Below are 18,153 nucleotides of genomic sequence, written 5' to 3'. Positions count from 1 at the left end.
GGGCAATAATGCACAGGTCGTTTCTAGGCGCCATTTCGGCTGCTCTGTTGGTAGGGGCGGCCTTTGTGCCGGTCAATGCGCATGCGCTGACCCTGAAGGAAGCGATGGCGGTTACGCTGGAATCCAACCCTGAGATCGGTCAGGCGCTGGAAAACCGGGAAGCCATCGAGTTCGAGCTTCGCCAGGCGCGCGGCCTCTACCTGCCGAGTGTCGATCTGGAAGCGGGTGCCGGCATCGAGAGGCTCGACAATAATTCCCGACGCCTCACCAGCATCGAGGATGATCCGCTCTACCCCGCCGATGTCGGCCTCTCCGTCACGCAGAAGCTCTTTGACGGCGGCGGTCGCCGGGCGGAGCTGGAGCGTCAGGCCGCCCGCGTGGATAGCGCCTCGTTCCGTGTGCTGGAGCGTTCCGAGACGATCGCGCTGCAGGTCGTGCGCGAATATCTCGAGATCATGCTCCAGGGCGAGATCGTCCAGGAATCGCGCCGCAACGCGGCCGTCCATCAGCAGATGCTCGGCGACATCAGTTCGCTGATCTCCGGCGGCACGTTGACGGATGCCGACCGCCAGCAGGCACAGGAACGGCTGCTTGCCGCCAAGGCCCGCCAGAAGGAAGCCGAAGAAGAGCTGGAATCGGCGAAGATTCGCTTCCAGCGTCTCGTCGGCAAGCCGTTCTCCAATCCCACCATGCCGGGCTCCATGGCTGCGGCCCTGCCCAAGTCGCTCGACGAGGCGATCGGCCTTGCCCGCACCAACAATGCGCGCATCAAGGTCGCCAACTCCGATATCGACGCGGCGGACGCCATGGTGAAGGGCGCCCGCTCCGACATGTTCCCGACGGTCTCGCTCGAAGGCCGCGCCCGCACGGGCATGGACATCGATGGAAACGACGGCCGCAGCACCAGCCTTCAGGCGCGCGTCGTGGCGAGATGGAACCTCTATCGCGGCGGCATCGACATCGCCAACGAGCAGGAACAGATTCGCCGCGCCAGCGAGCAGCGCCTCGTGCTGCACCAGAGCTACCGCGAAGTGGAAGAAGCCGTCCGCGTCTCCTGGGATCGCCGCATCCGCCAGACGGAACTTGCCGCCACCTTGAAGCAGCAGGCGGGCGTCAACGGCAACCTCGTGGAATCCTATCGCGAGCAGCTCGCGGTCGGCCGGCGCTCGCTGCTCGACGTGCTCGGCGCGCAGAACTCGCGCTATACCGTCAACGTCCTGTCGCGCACGGCCGTTTATGCCGCCCGTTTTGCCGAATACCGCATCCTCGCGGCCAGCGGCATGCTGCTCAGCAGCATGAACCTGACGCCGGCGAAGCAGTCGGATGCCTATGCCCGCGCGGAATTCCATGTACCGGAAACGGCGCCGACGGAAACCTACCGCCGCATGCCCTCACGGCAAGTGAACGACCTGCCGATGGACCTGCTGGCCAACATGAAGTAACGAGCGGAAAGCAATACGCATGCTCTGTCGCGGACCGATTGGCTTGAGCGGGAGCGATATCTCGCTCTTCGCGACAGGCACGACGCCGTCGTCCTTTCGCGGGCGATGGCCGTGACGCTGGCCGCCGAAACGGCCGGCATTGTACATCCCGCTCCTGAGCCGGCCTCGATCGGCGGAGAAACCTTCAGGACAGCCTTTCAGCGGGTCGCCGTCTTTCTCGGCCGGCCGGGGTCTGAAGTCGTCCTCTTTTCGGGCGTGCCCTTCGACGAGGCCATGCCGTCGCTGGAAGACGTCCAGCGTCTGAGCGACCGTGTCGGCCTCGATGTACGCGCCTTCGGCTGGCGCGATCTCGCCGCCGGCAATTTCGACCTGCCCGCCATCATCCTTTTCAACGACGGATCCGCAGTCTCGCTGCTGGAAATCCACGGGGCGGGCAATACGTCTTATGTCGAGGCCATGCGCAGCCAGTTGCAAGGCCACCTGCCCGCCAGGGAAAGCATCCGGGCAGTGCTGGCGTTCAGCACGGTCAGCGCGGATACGATGAAATCCGCCATCGAAGGCAGAGACGGCACAATCGTGCGCCAGCACTGGCTGGTAAGCGCGCTCGTTCCGTTCTGGCGCTCCTATGCGCAGGTCGCTGTCGCCGCCCTGTTCATCAATCTGCTGGCGCTCACCTCGCCGCTCTTCACGATGAACGTCTACGACCGCATCCTGCCGAACGACGCCAAGGCGACGCTCTGGGTGCTGGCGCTCGGCGTCTCGGGCGCGATCCTCTTCGACCTCGTGCTGAAGACCGCCCGGTCCGCGCTGATCGACTATGCCGGCCGCCGCGCCGACCTCAAGCTTTCCTATCTGCTCTTCGAGAAGGTGCTCAACGCCAGCATGTCGGCACGGCCCATGCAGACCGGCGAATATGCAAGCCGCATCACGCAATACGAATTCGTCCGCGAATTCTTCACCTCCAACACGATCAGCGTGCTCATCGATACGGTCTTCGTCTTCGTCTTCCTGATCGTCATCTATCTGGTGTCGGGCTGGATCGTCATCGTTCCGGCCGGCGCCTTCCTCCTGGCGCTGGCGATCGGCCTCATCGCGCAGCACCGGATCGGCCGGCGGGTCGCGGCCGCCACGAACGAATCCTCGATGAAGCAATCGCTGCTCGTCGAGACGATCTCGACCATCGAGACCGTCAAGTCGCTGAAGGCGGAGCGCAACCTGCTGCGCAAATGGCACGAGCTCTCCAAGAAGGCGGCGCTGACCTCGGAGGAGATCAAGCAGCTCTCCTCCTCGGCGGCCAACTGGACACAGTTCGTCTCGCAGCTCGTCTCGGTGGTCATCATCCTCGCCGGGGCCTACCAGTTCTCGCAGGGCAAGATGTCGTCGGGCGCCATCATCGCGGCGGTCATGCTGTCCGGCCGGGCCGTCGCGCCCATGGGGCAGATCGCCATGACGCTCGCGCGCCTGCGCCAGGCGCTGCTGTCGCTGCGTATCCTCAATTCGATCATGGAGATGCCCGAGGACCTGCCGGGCGCCACCGGCTTCGTGAACCGCGATATCGCCAAGGGCGGCTTTGCCTTCAACCAGGTGGAATTCTCCTATCCGGGATCCGACCAGAAGGTGCTGAATGGCCTCACCTTCACTGTCCGGCCGGGCGAGCGCGTCGGCGTAATCGGCCGCATCGGCTCGGGCAAGACGACCATCGGCCGCCTGCTCGGCGCGCTGTATCCCCCGACCGGCGGCAGCCTGATGATCGACGGGATCGACATCCGCCAGTATCACCCGGCGGTGGTGCGCACGGCGGTCGCGGTCGCCTCGCAGTCGGCGGACCTGTTCTCCGGCTCGGTGAAGGAAAACCTCCTGATGGCCAATCCGGAGGCGAGCGACGCCGATATCATCGAGGTCGCGCGCCGCACGGGCGTCGATGAGTTCGTCTCCCGCCATCCCCGCGGCTACGACATGCCGGTCGGCGAGCGCGGCGGCAATCTCTCCGGCGGCCAGCGGCAAGCGGTGGCCATCGCCCGCCTGCTGCTCGCCCAGCCGAAGATCATCTTCCTCGACGAGCCTTCGGGCGCGATGGACCTTGCCTCTGAGCGCCGGCTGATCACCAACCTGTCCACCGCCTTCGGTCCGGAAACGACCATCGTCATCTCCACCCATCGCTACAGCATGCTCGAGCTGGTCGACCGGCTGATCGTCCTCGAGGCCGGCCGCGTCATCGCCGACGGGCCGAAGGGCGCGGTCATCGAGGAGCTGCAGAAGAAAGCGGGACGGCCTTCATGACGGATTCCCCTCCTTTCTGGGCGCGGATGAGCCTCGTCTCCGTTGGCCTCCTGATCGTATTCTTCGTCGTCTGGGCGGCGATCACCGAAGTGGACGAGATCGCCCGCGGACAGGGCAAGGTCGTTCCGGTCTCCCGCACGCAGCTCATCCAGGCGACGGAAGCAAGCGTGGTGCAGGAAATCGCCGTGAAGCTCGGCCAGATCGTCAAGAAGGGCGATCTCATCGTCCGGCTCGACGATACGGCCACGACCTCGACGCTCGGCGAACTCGAAGCGCGCGCCCGGGCCTTGCGCGTGCAGATCGCCCGCCTCGAGATGGAGCAGGCCGGCGACATGCTCTCGCCGATGACCTGCCCGCCGGAGGTCGCCAAATCGAGCCCGGAAATCTGCGCCAACGAGGCCCAGCTCCTGAAGGCCAGGCGCGATGCCTTCCAGAACAAGCTCTCGGTCCTGCAGGAGCGCCATCTGCAGCGGCGCAAGGAGCTTGACGAGGCGCTGGTGAATATCGACCGCCTCGAGAAGAACATCGCGGTCTCCGACAAGGAAGCCGATCTTCTGGAGCCGCTGGTCAAGCGCAAGCTGGCGCCCCAGACCGATCTCCTGCGCGTGCAGAAGGAACTGACCGACTCGACCGGCCAGCTCAAGCTGCTCAAGGAATCGCTCGAGCGCATCCGCGCCGCCATCAAGGAAGCCTCGCTCCAGGTGGACGAGATCATGCTCGCCTTCCAGCAGGAGGCGCTGGCGGAAAAGACAAAGGCCCTTGCCGATCTTTCCGTCGTGACAGAAACGGTACGCGGCGCATCGGACCGGGTGCAGCGTACGGACCTGCGCTCGCCGGTGGACGGCGTGGTCAACCGGCTGGAGATCACCACCATCGGCGGGTATGTGCAGCCCGGCACGATCGTCGCCGAGGTCGTGCCCACGTCGGACACGCTGCTCGTGGAAGCTCACATATCGCCCAACGACATCGCCTTCATCCGGGCCGGCCAGCCGGCGCTGGTGAAGATCACCGCTTTCGACTTCTCCATCTATGGCGGCCTGCACGGCGAGGTGTCCAACGTTTCCGCCGACTCCATGTTCGACGAGAAGTCCAACGAAACCTACTATCTGGCGCAGGTGAAGACGGACAAATCCGAGATCGTCCGCAACGGCAAGTCCCATGCGATCATTCCCGGCATGGTCGCCTCCGTGGACATCATGACGGGCCGCAAGACCATCCTGCAATATCTGCTGAAGCCCATCAACAAGGCGCGTACCGAGGCCATGCAGGAACGGTAATCATGGCGCAACCTTCCGACAAGGTGGATGACCGCCCGCAGACACGGGATAGCGAGCTTGTCTTCCGCGTCGTGGAGGACGGCGGTATTCGTCGCGGCATTCGCCTGGAGGCGATCTATTGGCGGGTACTGCGGGAAATCGCGGAGCTCAGGCAGAAGAAGATCGGCGCGCTGGTCGGCGCCATCCTCGCGGAGGCGCCCGAAGAGGCCAACACGACGGCGTTCCTGCGGGTCTACTGCCTGCGCTCGGCGCTCGATATGCTCGCTGCCGAGCGGGAAGTCACCGATCCGTCCGGCATCGGCAATCTGGTGCGCGCGTCGCCCGCCCCGGCATTCGCCCTCGGGCTGGACAAGCGGCTCATCGCCTATAACCAGTCTTTCCTGAACTATATACAGGCCCGTTTTTCCCACGGGGAAACGGAACCGGTCAACCGCGATCTTCGCCTTGCGCTCGACGTGCAGCTTGCCGTCCTCGCCGCCAATCTGAAGGCGAATGGCAATCGGCCGCTTGAAGCGGGCTTTACCGTCGGGCTCGGGGGGCGTCGTCTGCGCGGTGTACTCAACGCCCTGCTGGCGCCGGCCGCAGGGCAGAGCATCATGCTCTGCTACGTGCTGCCCTGACCGGGCGGCAGCCTTTCATCGTCAAAACGCCGGAATACCTTCGCCCGGCTGCACCGCGTCGAGCGAGGCAGGGCGTTTCTGCATGGCGAATTCCGAGCCGCGCTTGTAGCCATGGACATAGGCACGCTCGGTTCCGAGCGAATAGAGCGCCTGATAGTCCGGCAGTTGCCGATCCGTCAGAACCACGTCGCGCATGTTGTCGAGCACGTAGTTCTTGCCGTCGATCGCGACCGTCAGGACGGCGTGGTAGAAGTTGCGCCGCGTTTCCCGCAGGACGACCAGCGTCATGCTTTCGGCCTCGATGCCCGCCTGGCGCAAGGCGGCAAGCTTGAGGATCGCATAGTCCTCGCAGTCACCCTTGCCCAGAGCGAGGATTTCGGCCGGCGTCGCCCAATAGTCGAGTTCGCCGTGCGCATCGACGTCCTTGGTATAGCGGACAAGCCGGTTGACAGAGACATTGAGCGCCTCGATCTTGCGCAGAAGCGGCTGATCGGCCGCGGCGTCGATCGTTTCGCGCAGCATCTTCAGGCGGGTCCGGCACGTCGCCTGCTCGCCGCAATCCTCCGGCGAAAGGCCAGCCGCGGCGGCTTCGATCTCCTTCCAGCGCACCAGGGCGCCGGGCTTGAAGGGAAAGGCCACCGAGCCGAAAAGGCCCGAGGACACAGTGCCGGTCATCGTCATGTCAAGACCGAGATCATCTGCCGCGATGACGGCCGGCCCCTGCCGGAATGCCCGGTCCGCATCCGCCTCACCATTCGTGATGCCATTCGCAAACAGGAACCCGCCCAACAGGATGCCACTCATCACTGTCAGATAATGCCGTCCTGCCGGGGATGCCTGTCTTCTTGCCATCGGATAACCCTCCAAGGTTGAGGGCAAATCTATCCGGCCGAATTGTATATCCCGCTAAAATACACGGTGAACGCGCGATGTATTTCGAAATGCAACTTAATTCAATTTGGAAAATGCAAGGTAACGTTATGCTAACCATAGAAGGCACAGCGCCGATATCGAGGCTGTGTTCGGCTGGGGTCTGGCGTGGGCAACAAAAACCCGCTGCGCAAGCAACGGGTTTTATTCGACAAGGCTGGTTGCGGGGCCTGAGGACACAGAGACTTGGACGCGATCGTCAACGAATTCGTTCGCGTTGCGATGCGTAGCACTATGCTTCCCTGACAGCGTGAATGCCCTCGAACACCCTGCCGCCTTCCTCGACGACGAAGGAGGTCACCAGATCAGAACGCCGCTTCCGGCGGCAGTTCCGTATTCCAGAGGTCTCCCGACCCCGACCGCGCATAGCCATGGTCGAAGAGAGACCGCATGTAGTCCGTGTCGAAATCGTCCGCGCCCTCGGTCGAGATGTCGTCGTCCATATAGGCGAGGTTGAAGCCCGAGCCGTTCCGGCGCGTGAAATTGTAGGTTTCGAAGATCATGGCGCGCGTCTGCATCTTGACCAGCGTGCTGGCGCTGCGCGCCGCGATCTTGCGCGCTTCCACCGGGACGATGCGGAAATCGTGGCGGAGCTTGTTGTTGATGAGAACGTAGAGGTTGAGCTTCGGCCCGGGCAGGTTCCGCCCCCTGAAGAGGAAGGTCTCGGGCAGGGTGTGGATCGGAAACGTCACGCTGCCGTCGACATGCATTTCCTCGAAACGGTGACCGTCCGCCTCTGCCTCGATGAGGACCGGCGGATATATGATCGGCACGCTGGCCGAGGCCGTGAGAACCTGCCGAAACAGGGCGAGCGCCTCCGGCGTGCCGATCTCCGCGATCTTGCCGAGATTCCAGACGCTTGCCCTCTGGGTATCGAGATTGGTCGTGATGACGAGCAGGATGCGCCCGCCGGCGCTTTCGGCGGCGATGGCCGAGAGCAGCGCCTCGTCCACATAGCGGTCGATCAGTGCCCGCAACCGGTTGTTGGCGAGCGGGCCCGAGGTGGCGAGGATGCTGAGCGGGGCGGCCCCATCGACCAGGCTGGCGGCGATGCCGCTTGTATAGAGTTCGGCAAGCGTCGGATCGTAGCGGGACCCGAGAAACGCGAAAGGGGCGATCAGCGCCCCGGTGCTGACACCGGATATGACCGAGAATGTGGGACGCGAACCGGCATCGGACAGGCCGGCAAGCGCCCCGGCACCGAAGGCGCCATCCGCGCCTCCGCCCGAAAGCGCGAGATAGGCGATCTCGCCGTTGACGGCGACCGGAGGCTGAAACTTCCTGAAACTGTCCCCGGGGTCGTCTGCGAAGTACCGAAGTCCCGACAGATCGAGAATGCTCGGCCGCGCCGCGTGCATGGCCGAATAGGGCAGACGCGGCCGCGGCCGGTAGGTCGTGAGGAACGATGCAACCCACGACACATGGCGAAAACGAAAGGCTGTCATGGGTTGTTTTCCATCGTCACGACATCGTGTCATAGGCAGGCCAGCGCGACGGCGAGGCTGTCTTCGAAGGGGCGGAAACGGGTGATGAGGCCGTTCTCCACGACGAAATCGAATACGAATTCGCATTCGATGCGCTTGCCGGTGCGTTTTACGCGCGTCGCCAGTTCGCCGATCACGGCGACGCGGTTTCCCTGGGCGAGCACCGTCGTCACGTCAAAACGCTCGGAAACGGTTTCGGCCCGCAAGGTCGCGTAGAATTGCGCGACCCCCGCCTTGCCGGTCCAGCGGCCGGCCCAGGGCACGACCGCCCGATCGCCGACGACGAACCAGTCGACATCGTCGCTGACCAGTTCGGCGATTTCCGCGGTATCCGCGGCCGTGACGGTGCGCAGGGAGAAGGCGTTGACGATATCGAGGGGCGTGGGGGCTGGCATGATGATTGTCTCCCTTTATGGCAATCGGTGCTTACATGTAGAGGTGGCGCACTTCGGCGATGCGCGCCTCTCCGGCCTTCAGCGCCTCTTCGGAAGTATGGATCGAATAATAGCCGAGGACGAGGTCGTGCGGATGCGGCACGGCCGAACCGAGCACGAAGGTCGCGCCTTCCGGGCCGGCGAGCAGCGGGATCGCGGCATCGCTTCGGTCGAAGGCGAGCAGCTCGCCGGCGTCGTAGCGGCCGTCGCCCAGCAGGCTGCCATGCGACAGGCTGAGCCAGCCGACATCGTGGCCTGCGGGCGTCTCGTAGGTCCAGGCCTCGCCGGGCGCGAGCGTCACCAGCAGGTAGTTGAGGCCGTCGAAGGCGCGCACGGGGCTCATCTTGCCCTGGTAGCTGCCGACGATCAGGCGCGCCGAGCCGACCGCGGGCATGTCTTTCGATTCGATGAACTGCCATTCCGGTTCGCTGGCTTCGAGCGCGGCGGGCAAGGCCACCCAGAGCTGGAAGCCCTTGAAGTGGGGTGCAGTATCGGGACGGTATTCGCCGCCATGCCAGATACCGCTGCCGGCGCGCATCCATTCGACGCCGCCATGGTCGAGCCGTCCGGCGCCCCATTTGCCCATGTCGAAGCGGAGATTGCCTTCCGTCAACACCGTCACCGTGGCGATACCGGAATGCGGATGGAGATTGTCGCTGGCCGTGATCGAGGACGGCGCGTCGACCATGTCGAGGAAGACGAACGGCTTGAGATACTGGCCGAGGTCGGACGGGCTCATCAGGCGGGTGATGGGGCCGCGCGGCGTGCCGCCGGTCCGGCTGAAGATTTTCCGGGCGGCCGGAGCCGGGACGGCATAGGCGGTAGATTGATTGCGAGGCATCGTGTTTTCCTTTCCGGATATGAGGGAGGTCGATTGTGCTGCGCGGCGAAACAGTCGCGCAGCGCAGCGGTCACGTCAGTCCTGCGTTTCCCGCGCTGCCTTCAGCGCCTGCGTCCACCAGGCCATATCCTCGAACATGGCCGTGGCCGCCTGGCCGAGATGCGGGAAGTCGTCGAAGCTCTTGCCCTGTTGCCAGACGCCGAGAAACTCGATCATGCCGATATGGACGGCGAAGCGGATCGGGGCCATCTGGAGCTCGACCGCGACCATCCGCAGGTGCTCGACCGAGCGCGCCGCGCCCACACCGCCATAACCGACGAAGGCGATCGGTTTGCGGTTGAACTCCTTGTAGGCATAGTCGAGTGCGTTCTTCAGCACGGCGCTGGCGCTATGGTTGTATTCCGGCGTCACCACGATGAAGCCGTCCAGGGTCGCCAGCCTGGCGGCCCAGCGCTGCGCGACCGGGTGTTGCGGCGGCGCATAGACGGGAGACATCTGTTCCTCGAAGAACGGCAGCGGATAGTCCCTGAGGTCGATCAGTTCGAATTGCATGTCGGTGCGCTTGGCGGCGATGCCGCTGATCCACCGGGCCGGCTTGTCACCGAAGCGCCCTTCCCGGGTGGAGCCGATGATGATGCCGATGCGGGGCGTTGAATGCGGGCTCATGGAGAACTCCAATTTGTTTTGGACGTGGATGCAGGCGACCCGTTGCCGGGCCACCGGTGCGGGGCTGCTCAACTGTTGTCGTTCGAGACCGGCAATCTGATTGCCACGGCCAGACCGGCCCGCTTCGGAAGGGGCTGGACGAGCGCGAACGCACCGAGCGACAAGGTGGCGAGAAGGAGAAACATACTGGTCATGGCACAATCCCTTCAGCTGGTTGCCAGAAAGAGATAGCGCCGATCCGATCCATCGATTAGACGGAATGATTGGATTTAATCTAGCCAGAAATTGAAGTAATATCCTGCCATGTTCGATTTCAACGATATCGCGCTGTTCGTGCAGGTCGTGCGCTACGGCAGCTTCTCGGAGGCCGGCCGGCGACTCGGCATGCCGCCCAATACCGTCAGCCGGCGCATTCAGGGGCTCGAGGACCAGCTCGGGTCGCGCCTGATGCAGCGTTCGACCCGCAAGCTGACGCTGACCGACGCCGGCCAGGGATTTTACGATCGTTGTACCGAAGCCGTGGACAGCCTGCAGCAGGCCAGCCAGGACCTGACCGCCGGGCGGAAGGTACCGAGCGGCCTTGTCCGTGTGGCCTCGACCGCGAACTTTCTCGACTTCTACACGCCCGCGGCCGCCGCGGCCTTCCTCGAGGAATATCCGCAGGTCCGGCTGGAATTCCTGCTCGACGACGCGATGGTCGACCTGATCGCCGATCGCATCGATGTGGCCTTCCGGGGTGGTGCCGACAGCGAAACGGGCTACATCGCCCACCGGATGCCGGTTCCGCCCATCGCGCTGTTCGCAAGCCCCGACTATGTCGGCAAGCACGGCATACCCCGGACGCTGGCGGAATTGACGCGGCACCGCTGCCTGACGATGCCGCACCCGTCGAGCCGCGCCCTATGGCGCCTGCAAGGTTCGGACGGCGTCGAGGAACAGGTCGAAGTCGCCGGCCCCTTCGCGGCCGGCAATACGCGGGCGCTGCATCAGGCAGCCCTCGCCGGCCTCGGCATCGCGCTGCTGCCGAGCGTGGTCACGGTGGCCGATATCGCCCGCGGCGCGCTGGTGCCCGTCCTGCCGCAATACAGCCGCGGCAATCAGAGCCTGTGTGTCGTCTATCCCAGTCACCGGCAGGTCTCCCCCGCCGTGAAGGCCTTCGTCACCTCCGTCATGCGCAAGTTCGAACAGGCGTTTGCCCTGCATGGCCCATGAGCCCGGCTCACGACCGTCGCCGGTCAGGCTGGCGGCTACCCGTGGATGCCGTTGCAGACCTTAGACAGTATCACACCAGGCAGCCGGACATACCGTCCCACAACAGTTTCAGCGCCGTCACGACCAGCAACCCGTAACAGGCGCGATAAACCTGGCGCTGGTCCAGCACGCCATGGAGGCGCCAGCCCGACCACACGCCGAACGGGATCGCGAACAGGCAAATCCCCATCAGTTTCCAGGTCTCGGTCGCCGGCTGCGCCAGCAGCAGCCACGGGACCAGCTTGGTCGCATTGCCGACGGTGAAGAACAGGCTGGTGGTTCCTGCATAGAGTTCCTTGCCGAGGCCGAGCGGCAGCAGATACATCGCAAGCGGCGGGCCGCCAGAATGCGCCACCATGGTCGTGATGCCGGAGGTGAAGCCGGCCGCGACCGCCTTTGGCGTGGAACGGGGGCGATGCGTCACTTCGGCCCCGCGAAGGAGCCAGAGACAGACGAAGGCGAGCGTGATCGCGGCCATCAGGATCGCGATGGCCCGGTGATCGAGGACGCGGAACACCAGATAGCCGACCCCGATGCCGATCACCAGCGCGGGCACGAGCAGCACGAGATCCGGTTTCGACCAGGTCGAAGGCTTCCAGTAGCGCAAGGCATAGAGATCCATCGCGATGAAAAGGGGCGCCAGCAGGCCGCCGGCGACGACCGGGTCCATCACGGTCGACAGCAGCGGAATGCCGACGATGGCAAAGCCGCCGCCAAAGGCGCCACGCATGAAGCTGATCAGGAATACGCCGGCAAAGGCGACGAGGACCGTCGCAAACGTCAATTCCATGCCGGTGTCTCCGCCGTCTGTGTTCCGCAAGCGCCGAGACGCTTCGATGATCGATGGGGCAAATTGATCCGGCCGGTATTCGGCTGCAATCGATACATTGTATTGGCAACAAGATAGGAAAGCGGTCGCGCGCTCGCATTGCCGGCAAACCGGATCGCGGTCAGGCGATCGGCGCGGGATCTCCGTCGATGCGAAAGCGGATGCCCGATTGGCCTACCAGATCGTCTCCACGGCACTCGCGCAGCGGTCGAGCAGATCGTGTCCCGCACCGGTCAGCGTCGGACGGCGTGTCGATCATTGCATGGCCGGACGCCTGATGCCGGTTCGATACGCCTGCTGGCCATGTCGGGAGAAATGCCGTGCCGTCGCCCGCTTCGAAAAAGCCTCCATATCGCGTCAACGCGATGAAGAGGCCGGTCTCGTCCAGCTACATCTTCGAAACCCGATCTTTCCATTTATGAGCAAGTGACATCCATCTTCCCCATCTAATCAAGTAATAGGAAATGGCGTACATCCTTCAACAGAACTTGAAACCCAAGAAAACGAAGGAGTAGCAGCAATGTCCCTGGACCAGATACTTCGCCGCAAGGCCGGGCGGATCATCAGCCGTCCTCCCACGACCCCGGTCAGCGAAATCGTCAACCTGATGCGCGCTGAAAATATCGGCGCCGTCGTCATTGTCCGGATCGACGGGAGCGTCGCCGGGATCATTTCCGAGCGCGAAATCGTCGCCGCGCTGAACAAGCATGGATCGGCAGCGATGCAGCTCTTCAGCCGGGACATCATGATCACGGATCTTCCCCAGGTGCGGCCTGACGAGAAGATCCACAATGTCATGACGATGATGACCCTGTCGCGGATGCGTCATGTCCCCGTCGTCGACGGCCGGAATCTCGTGGGCGTGCTTTCAATCGGCGACATCGTGGCCGCGCGCCTCGATGAGACGAACATGGAAAATGCCGTCCTGAGGGACATGGCGCTATCGCACCTGGCCGCCGCTTAGACTGCCGCAATTCCGCACCACTCGGGCAAGATCGCATGTCGGAAGACCTGCATCTCGCCTCAGAGTGTTCGAAGGAACTGCGGAAGGTAACTCACTTCAAGCAAGAAGGAATTCGTATCATGCAAAACATCCCGTTACTCTTGTCGCGTACGCTGATGTCACTTCTGTTTCTGGTCAGCGGCGCCATGAAATTCATATTTGCCGCGCAGACGGCAGGATTTTTCGCACAACTGGGTCTGCCGGCCCCGCATTTGATGGTCTATCTCATCGGCGCGGGCGAGATTGCCGGCGGGGCCGCCTTGCTGGCCGGGTACCGGACCGGAATTGTCGCCACGCTTTTCGCCTTGTGGTGCATCGCAACGGGCTTGGTGTCCCATTTGGGCGACCCGATTGCACTTTTGAAGAACGTTGGTCTCGCTGGCGGTCTCATCGCCCTCACCTTGGCCACTCGCAGTTCCGTCGTTTTCCATGGCCGCTGGGCGGAGCGCGCGGCAGTCAAGATCAAGACAGAGTGAACCGATCATCTCTCTTACCGTCACGCGATCCAGTCCTGGCGTGGGTGAGGACCTCACCCACGCGGATTGATCGACCCGTACGGCCATTCCATGCGCTAATCAGGAGGAATCCACCATGGAAATCTCTTCTACCGCAGTATCTTTGACGCCGGCGGCAACGCCCATCGCAACTCGCGAGATCATTCGGCAGATGGCAGGTGCAGACCCGGTGCATGACTTCCCTATCGTGATGTGGTCGGGAGACGAAGGGCGCTGGATCGAAACCAATGTGGGTGCCTATTCACGTCATAGCGATGATTCATACCTAGAGGCTTTCGCTCGGGCAGGCATTGCCGCGCTTTCGCTCGCAGGGCATTATCCTCGCACCCTCCCCGCGGCTGAACGGATCGAGCATTGACGCAGTCGTGCTGTGTCTCTGACCTTGGCCGGATTGCGCTAAGATCGACTGTCGTACGCCGGCGACGAAAGCACCAGACGCTCGATCAGCCACCGGCCGGCAGGACCAGGCGGCGTTTCGGTCTTGTACGCCACCTGCATCTCGTAGGCTCCGCCGCGCCAATCGTGCAGGTCCAGTCGCACCAACCTTCCCGCCTGCAGATCGGCGCGAACGGCCGGCTCCGGCATTCCGCCCCAGCCCAGTCCGGCGACGAGAAGCTTATGCTTCAATGTCATGTCACCAACGCGCCAATTCGTCAGGCTGACAACGCCGACGTCACGTGGTCCGGGTGTGGGCTGATCGGAAAGAACAAGCTGAACATGGTCCGAAGCGGAGGAAGGCGACTTGTTGTCAGCCAGCGCCAGGGGGTGATCCGGAGCGGCGACGGGAATAATCTGCACTGCGCCGATCTGAACCCGCTTCAGGCCGGTCATGTCGATATGGAGCACGCCTCCAACGCCAATCCACGGATCGCCGTTGCGGACGACCCGTTCGACACCGTCGGGTGCTTGCACCGAGAGCCGCAGAGGGACGGTTGGGAATGCCGCATGGAAGTCGTGCAGCACCGCCAGCAACTGATCGCTCGGATACATGCAGTCGACCACGAGCAATACCTCGGATTCGAGGCCGTCGAGGAGGCCCCGCACACGGGAGCGCAAGGTATCGACCCGGTGTATAACGGCTTTGGCCTCGGCAACGACGGCCTCTCCTTCCCGCGTAAGTCTCGGCCTTCGCGTCGTTCCGCGGTCAAATAGGGAAATACCCAGTTGCTTCTCCAGCGTATCGACAGCGTAGCTGATAGCCGAGGTAGCCCGCTGAAGATGCTTTGCCGCGCCAGTCAAACTTCCAGCCTCGACCACGGCCAACAGGACCAGAAGCTGGTCCAGGCTTGGAATTCCGGGTGACCGCATTTCAATTCTCCTGAATAGAATATTCAATTTTGTATGGCTTTTTTTATAAATATAGAAGCCGTAACTTTGATCGGAAGCATTTCGAACGGTACGCCGACAGGCCGGCGAGTTCCGGGCTAGCAGTCCAGCAGACTAAGGAAACCATCCCGCATTGCGGCAATTCGCGCCGAGGGCGGGAATAACCCGGGTGTGCGCGCATAGCGCGAGGCGACACCGTTTTACCGGGATGGATCTTCCTTCGTCATCCGGGCGGCACCGGCGATCGGTCGAACGGTGGGAAGCGATGTAAATTTCATATCGACGTGGAGGAAGCGGTGATCCGTATCATGGTCAATGGTGAGATGCGGACGGTTCAATCACCGCCCGACACGCCCCTTTTGTACGTTCTGCGTAACGAACTGAATGTGATGTCGCCCAAGTTCGGCTGCGGGCTGGCGCAATGCGGTGCGTGCTCGGTGCTGTTGGATGGCGAGGAGATCCGTTCATGCGTAACGCCTGTCGATGCGGTCGCAGACAGGGAAGTCACGACCGTAGAAGGTTTGGCGGCCCGTTGGGCGAAGCAGCGTAACCTCTCCTCCGACCAGGCGGCCCGGACATTGCACCCGGTTCAAGAAGCCTGGATTGAAGAGCAGGTGCCGCAGTGCGGGATCTGTCAGTTCGGCATGATGATCAAAGTCACGGAGTTGCTTGATCAAAACCCGAAGCCAACCGATGCGGAGATCAAGGCGGCCCTGACGGAGTCCGGCCCGTCACCCCACCTCTGCCGCTGCGCCAGCTATGCTGCAATTCTGGACGGGGTGCATCGTGCCGCTCAGCTCATGTCCGAGGGAGCACGCCATGACTAGGCCCGGGGAAATGACGATAGGCAAGGCAGCGTTGAGTCGGCGCGGTTTTCTCGCAGCAGGCGGCGCGCTGGTCGTTTCCTTCAGCGTTCCTGCATGGGCAGCGCCCGGCGGCAGGGCCGCGGCATTGGATCCCGCCCGGTCCACCTCCTGGATCGAGATACACGCGGACAACACCGTGCTGATCCGTACCGGAAAGAGCGATCTTGGACAGAGCACGATCTATACCGCGTATCCCCAGGTTGTGGCTGACGAACTGGGGATAGCATTCGAGGCGATCACCACGGTGGTCTCCGGCGACACTGATGTCACACCCGACGGCGGCGGAACGTTCGCCCTGATGAGCATGGGGCTGTCGAACCTGCGCAAGGCTGCGGCGTACACCCGTGAGGCCGTGTTTGAGCTGGCTAGCCAGAAGTTCGGCGTCCCGCGCAACCAGATTTCGGTCGCCGATGGGGTGATCTCGGGTGCAGGCACGTCGGCGACCTACGGAGAACTGGTGGCTGGCCAGGATCTTCGGCTCACAATTCCCGTGAAGGGAAATCAAACCGATTTTGGCGGCGTTGAGGTCCTCGGCGACCCGCCCCTCAAACCCATCGGCGCCTATAGGGTCGTGGGGAAGCCCTATAAGAACCCCTCGATCCGACCCAAGATTGCGGGCGAGACCGTGTGGGTGGGAGATGTCAAGCTACCGGGAATGCTGCACGCCCGCGCCGTCCATCCTGCAACGCTTGGCTCGACGCTGGTTGCCGTGGGTAAAGTCGACAGAAGCCAGTTCCCCAAGGCGCAGGTCGTCGTCATTGGCAACTTCGTCGCGGTCGTTTCGGAAAGCGAGTGGGAGGCCGTGCAAGCGGCCGTACAGATCGCCGACGATACCCAGTGGAGCGAATGGAAGGGATTGCCGCCTTCCGGACAACTGCTTGATCATCTGCGCCAGGAGGTGAAGTGGGACGAAGTATCCGGAACGGCGGGAAAAGAGAACAAGGGCGATGTTGCCATCGCCGTCGCCAAGACCCATTCAGGTACCTATTTCACGCCTTTCCTCAAGCATGCTCCCATCGGGCCGACAGTTTCCCTGGCGGACGTTCGGCCAGACGGTTCGGTGACACTTCACACACACAGCCAGAATCCGGGTTTCTTGCGGTACTCCATTGCCAGGATGCTGAGCAGGCCCGAAGAGGCGGTGGTGATCCGCACCTATCCGGGACCCAGCCATTTCGGCCGATCCAACGGCGGCAACGCCGGTTCGGAGGACGGGGCCGTCTTGCTTTCTCAGGAACTTGGTCGCCCTGTGCGCTTGCAGTGGATGCGAGATGACGACATGAAATGGTCGACCCAGTCTTCACCCATGTATACTGACGTTTCAATCGGGTTGGACGACCATGGTCGGATGGCGTCCTATCGGGCCGACCACAAAGGTCCGCCGATGCAGGATGACCGCCTGATAAGTGCGATTCTGGCTGGGCTGCCGGTCATAGATCCGCCAAGCCCGACAAACCCGGTCCCGATTTCCAACAACAAGATGATCATGTCGGACCCCTGGGCCTATGACACCGTGCCAAACGTGGCGGTAACAGGCCACGGCGCCTTCCAGATCGGACAGCGGGAATCTCCGATCAACCTCGGGCTGCGCGACCATAGTATGCGGACACCTATCCAGTTCCAGCAAAACTTCCCGCGCGAGGTCGCCGTGACGGAAGCCGCCGCGCTGGCAGGTGCCGATCCTCTCCAGTTCCGGCTTGATCACGTAGGCGATGACCGCTTCAAGGGGGTGTTGACCAGATTGCGGGAGGAAAGCGGGTGGGTCACCCGAGCGGCATCGTCCTCACAAAAGGCAGACGGTGACGGACTGCTGCGCGGCCAAGGTGTATCCATGATTGTCCGCGAGCAGGGATATTGGGCCTGCGCAGCACATATCGCGGTTAGGCCGGACACGGGTGAAGTACGGGTCGAGCGACTGACAATCATTGTCGAACCCGGCGTTGTCGTGAATCCGCTTCAGCTTAAACGCCAAGTGCAGGCGGGCGGTTTAATGGGAACAAGCATCGCCCTTCATGAGGAAGTCACCTTTGATGAAAGCGGCATCACTTCGGAGGATTGGAGCGGCTATCCCATCTTGACCATGTCGGAAATACCCGAGGTTAAAGTGGTTATCGTATCACGGCCGGAACTCGGCGTGTTCGGCACGGGCTCCGAAACCGCCAACGCCCTGGCTGCACCTGCCATCGCTGGGGCTTTCCTGGATGCGACGGGCAAACCCGCGCGCCGGATTCCGCTCAGGCCGGATTACGTGAAAGCCATACTGGCCTCGGATGACGGCCTGGGTACCCGCGTTCAGTAAGCAAGGCCAAGCACATGACAGGCGTCCACCAGGTTCAGGATCTGTAATTTGCAGAGCATGGCAGTGTTTCCCTTAAGGGTTTCAAGACCG

The 18,153-nt window shown here is 62.9% G+C and carries 18 protein-coding genes; 10 read left to right on the top strand and 8 right to left on the bottom strand.

Annotation, left to right across the window (positions count from 1 at the left end; genetic code table 11):
- Window positions 1-8: 8 nt before the first annotated feature.
- The 4 genes from DSD28_RS19270 to DSD28_RS19255 all read left to right on the top strand — a co-directional run bounded on the left by DSD28_RS19270 (window position 9) and on the right by DSD28_RS19255 (window position 5,619).
- The gene (locus tag DSD28_RS19270; protein ID WP_119258061.1) at window positions 9-1,442 is read left to right on the top strand and encodes a TolC family outer membrane protein; all 1,434 of its coding nucleotides are present in this window, start codon (window positions 9-11) and stop codon (window positions 1,440-1,442) included.
- Window positions 1,443-1,559: 117 nt separating this feature from the next.
- Window positions 1,560-3,722 (top strand): type I secretion system permease/ATPase, encoded by a 2,163-nt coding sequence (locus DSD28_RS19265; RefSeq protein WP_245424888.1) that lies wholly within the window; start codon window positions 1,560-1,562, stop codon window positions 3,720-3,722.
- A complete protein-coding gene (locus DSD28_RS19260) occupies window positions 3,719-4,999 on the top strand; it encodes an HlyD family type I secretion periplasmic adaptor subunit (protein WP_119258059.1) in 1,281 nt (426 codons plus the stop codon). Before DSD28_RS19265 ends, DSD28_RS19260 begins: the two co-directional genes overlap by 4 nt.
- A gap of 2 nt (window positions 5,000-5,001) precedes the next feature.
- Window positions 5,002-5,619: a ribbon-helix-helix domain-containing protein gene (locus DSD28_RS19255; protein ID WP_119258058.1), complete on the top strand. Its 618-nt coding sequence runs from the start codon at window positions 5,002-5,004 to the stop codon at window positions 5,617-5,619.
- Between the two features lie 21 nt (window positions 5,620-5,640).
- On the opposite strand, the gene DSD28_RS19250 is transcribed toward DSD28_RS19255, so the two are convergent.
- The 6 genes from DSD28_RS19250 to DSD28_RS26400 form a co-directional block, all read right to left on the bottom strand.
- Window positions 5,641-6,471: a transglutaminase-like cysteine peptidase gene (locus DSD28_RS19250; RefSeq protein ID WP_119258057.1), complete on the bottom strand. Its 831-nt coding sequence runs from the start codon at window positions 6,469-6,471 to the stop codon at window positions 5,641-5,643.
- A gap of 383 nt (window positions 6,472-6,854) precedes the next feature.
- The gene (locus DSD28_RS19245) at window positions 6,855-7,994 is read right to left on the bottom strand and encodes a patatin-like phospholipase family protein (RefSeq protein WP_119258056.1); all 1,140 of its coding nucleotides are present in this window, start codon (window positions 7,992-7,994) and stop codon (window positions 6,855-6,857) included.
- A 29-nt stretch (window positions 7,995-8,023) separates the two neighbouring features.
- The gene (locus tag DSD28_RS19240; protein WP_119258055.1) at window positions 8,024-8,428 is read right to left on the bottom strand and encodes a nuclear transport factor 2 family protein; all 405 of its coding nucleotides are present in this window, start codon (window positions 8,426-8,428) and stop codon (window positions 8,024-8,026) included.
- A gap of 31 nt (window positions 8,429-8,459) precedes the next feature.
- Complete coding sequence (locus DSD28_RS19235) at window positions 8,460-9,308, bottom strand: pirin family protein (RefSeq protein ID WP_119258054.1); 849 nt, start codon at window positions 9,306-9,308, stop codon at window positions 8,460-8,462.
- Window positions 9,309-9,383: 75 nt separating this feature from the next.
- Entirely contained in the window at window positions 9,384-9,974 is a 591-nt protein-coding gene (locus tag DSD28_RS19230) for an NADPH-dependent FMN reductase (protein WP_119258218.1), read from the bottom strand.
- 68 nt (window positions 9,975-10,042) lie between these two features.
- Window positions 10,043-10,168: a hypothetical protein gene (locus DSD28_RS26400; protein WP_281048107.1), complete on the bottom strand. Its 126-nt coding sequence runs from the start codon at window positions 10,166-10,168 to the stop codon at window positions 10,043-10,045.
- Between the two features lie 109 nt (window positions 10,169-10,277).
- Between DSD28_RS26400 and DSD28_RS19225 the strand changes: the two genes are divergently transcribed.
- Window positions 10,278-11,186 (top strand): LysR family transcriptional regulator, encoded by a 909-nt coding sequence (locus DSD28_RS19225; protein ID WP_119258053.1) that lies wholly within the window; start codon window positions 10,278-10,280, stop codon window positions 11,184-11,186.
- Between the two features lie 70 nt (window positions 11,187-11,256).
- Here DSD28_RS19225 and DSD28_RS19220 read toward each other — a convergent pair whose 3' ends face one another.
- Entirely contained in the window at window positions 11,257-12,015 is a 759-nt protein-coding gene (locus tag DSD28_RS19220; RefSeq protein WP_119258052.1) for a sulfite exporter TauE/SafE family protein, read from the bottom strand.
- Window positions 12,016-12,574: 559 nt separating this feature from the next.
- On the opposite strand from DSD28_RS19220, the gene DSD28_RS19215 reads away from it, so the two are divergent.
- From DSD28_RS19215 to DSD28_RS26000, 3 genes are all read left to right on the top strand, one after another.
- Window positions 12,575-13,018 (top strand): CBS domain-containing protein, encoded by a 444-nt coding sequence (locus DSD28_RS19215; protein WP_119258051.1) that lies wholly within the window; start codon window positions 12,575-12,577, stop codon window positions 13,016-13,018.
- A gap of 35 nt (window positions 13,019-13,053) precedes the next feature.
- Window positions 13,054-13,533, top strand: a complete 480-nt coding sequence (locus tag DSD28_RS19210; protein ID WP_119258050.1) for a DoxX family protein — start codon at window positions 13,054-13,056, stop codon at window positions 13,531-13,533.
- Between the two features lie 115 nt (window positions 13,534-13,648).
- Entirely contained in the window at window positions 13,649-13,930 is a 282-nt protein-coding gene (locus DSD28_RS26000; RefSeq protein WP_162911468.1) for a hypothetical protein, read from the top strand.
- A 38-nt stretch (window positions 13,931-13,968) separates the two neighbouring features.
- Here DSD28_RS26000 and DSD28_RS19205 read toward each other — a convergent pair whose 3' ends face one another.
- Window positions 13,969-14,880 (bottom strand): LysR family transcriptional regulator, encoded by a 912-nt coding sequence (locus DSD28_RS19205; protein WP_119258049.1) that lies wholly within the window; start codon window positions 14,878-14,880, stop codon window positions 13,969-13,971.
- A 314-nt stretch (window positions 14,881-15,194) separates the two neighbouring features.
- Here DSD28_RS19205 and DSD28_RS19200 point away from each other — a divergent pair, with 314 nt between their 5' ends.
- Window positions 15,195-15,725, top strand: a complete 531-nt coding sequence (locus tag DSD28_RS19200) for a (2Fe-2S)-binding protein (protein ID WP_119258048.1) — start codon at window positions 15,195-15,197, stop codon at window positions 15,723-15,725.
- Between the two features lie 10 nt (window positions 15,726-15,735).
- Window positions 15,736-18,063, top strand: a complete 2,328-nt coding sequence (locus DSD28_RS19195) for a xanthine dehydrogenase family protein molybdopterin-binding subunit (protein ID WP_205536219.1) — start codon at window positions 15,736-15,738, stop codon at window positions 18,061-18,063.
- Window positions 18,064-18,153 lie beyond the last annotated feature (90 nt).

The sequence above is a fragment of the Shinella zoogloeoides genome, from assembly GCF_003574625.1.
In the GTDB taxonomy this organism is placed as follows: domain Bacteria; phylum Pseudomonadota; class Alphaproteobacteria; order Rhizobiales; family Rhizobiaceae; genus Shinella; species Shinella zoogloeoides_A.
The sequence above is the reverse complement of the archived record's forward strand: the minus strand, read 5'-3'. Positions and strand labels throughout refer to the sequence as shown.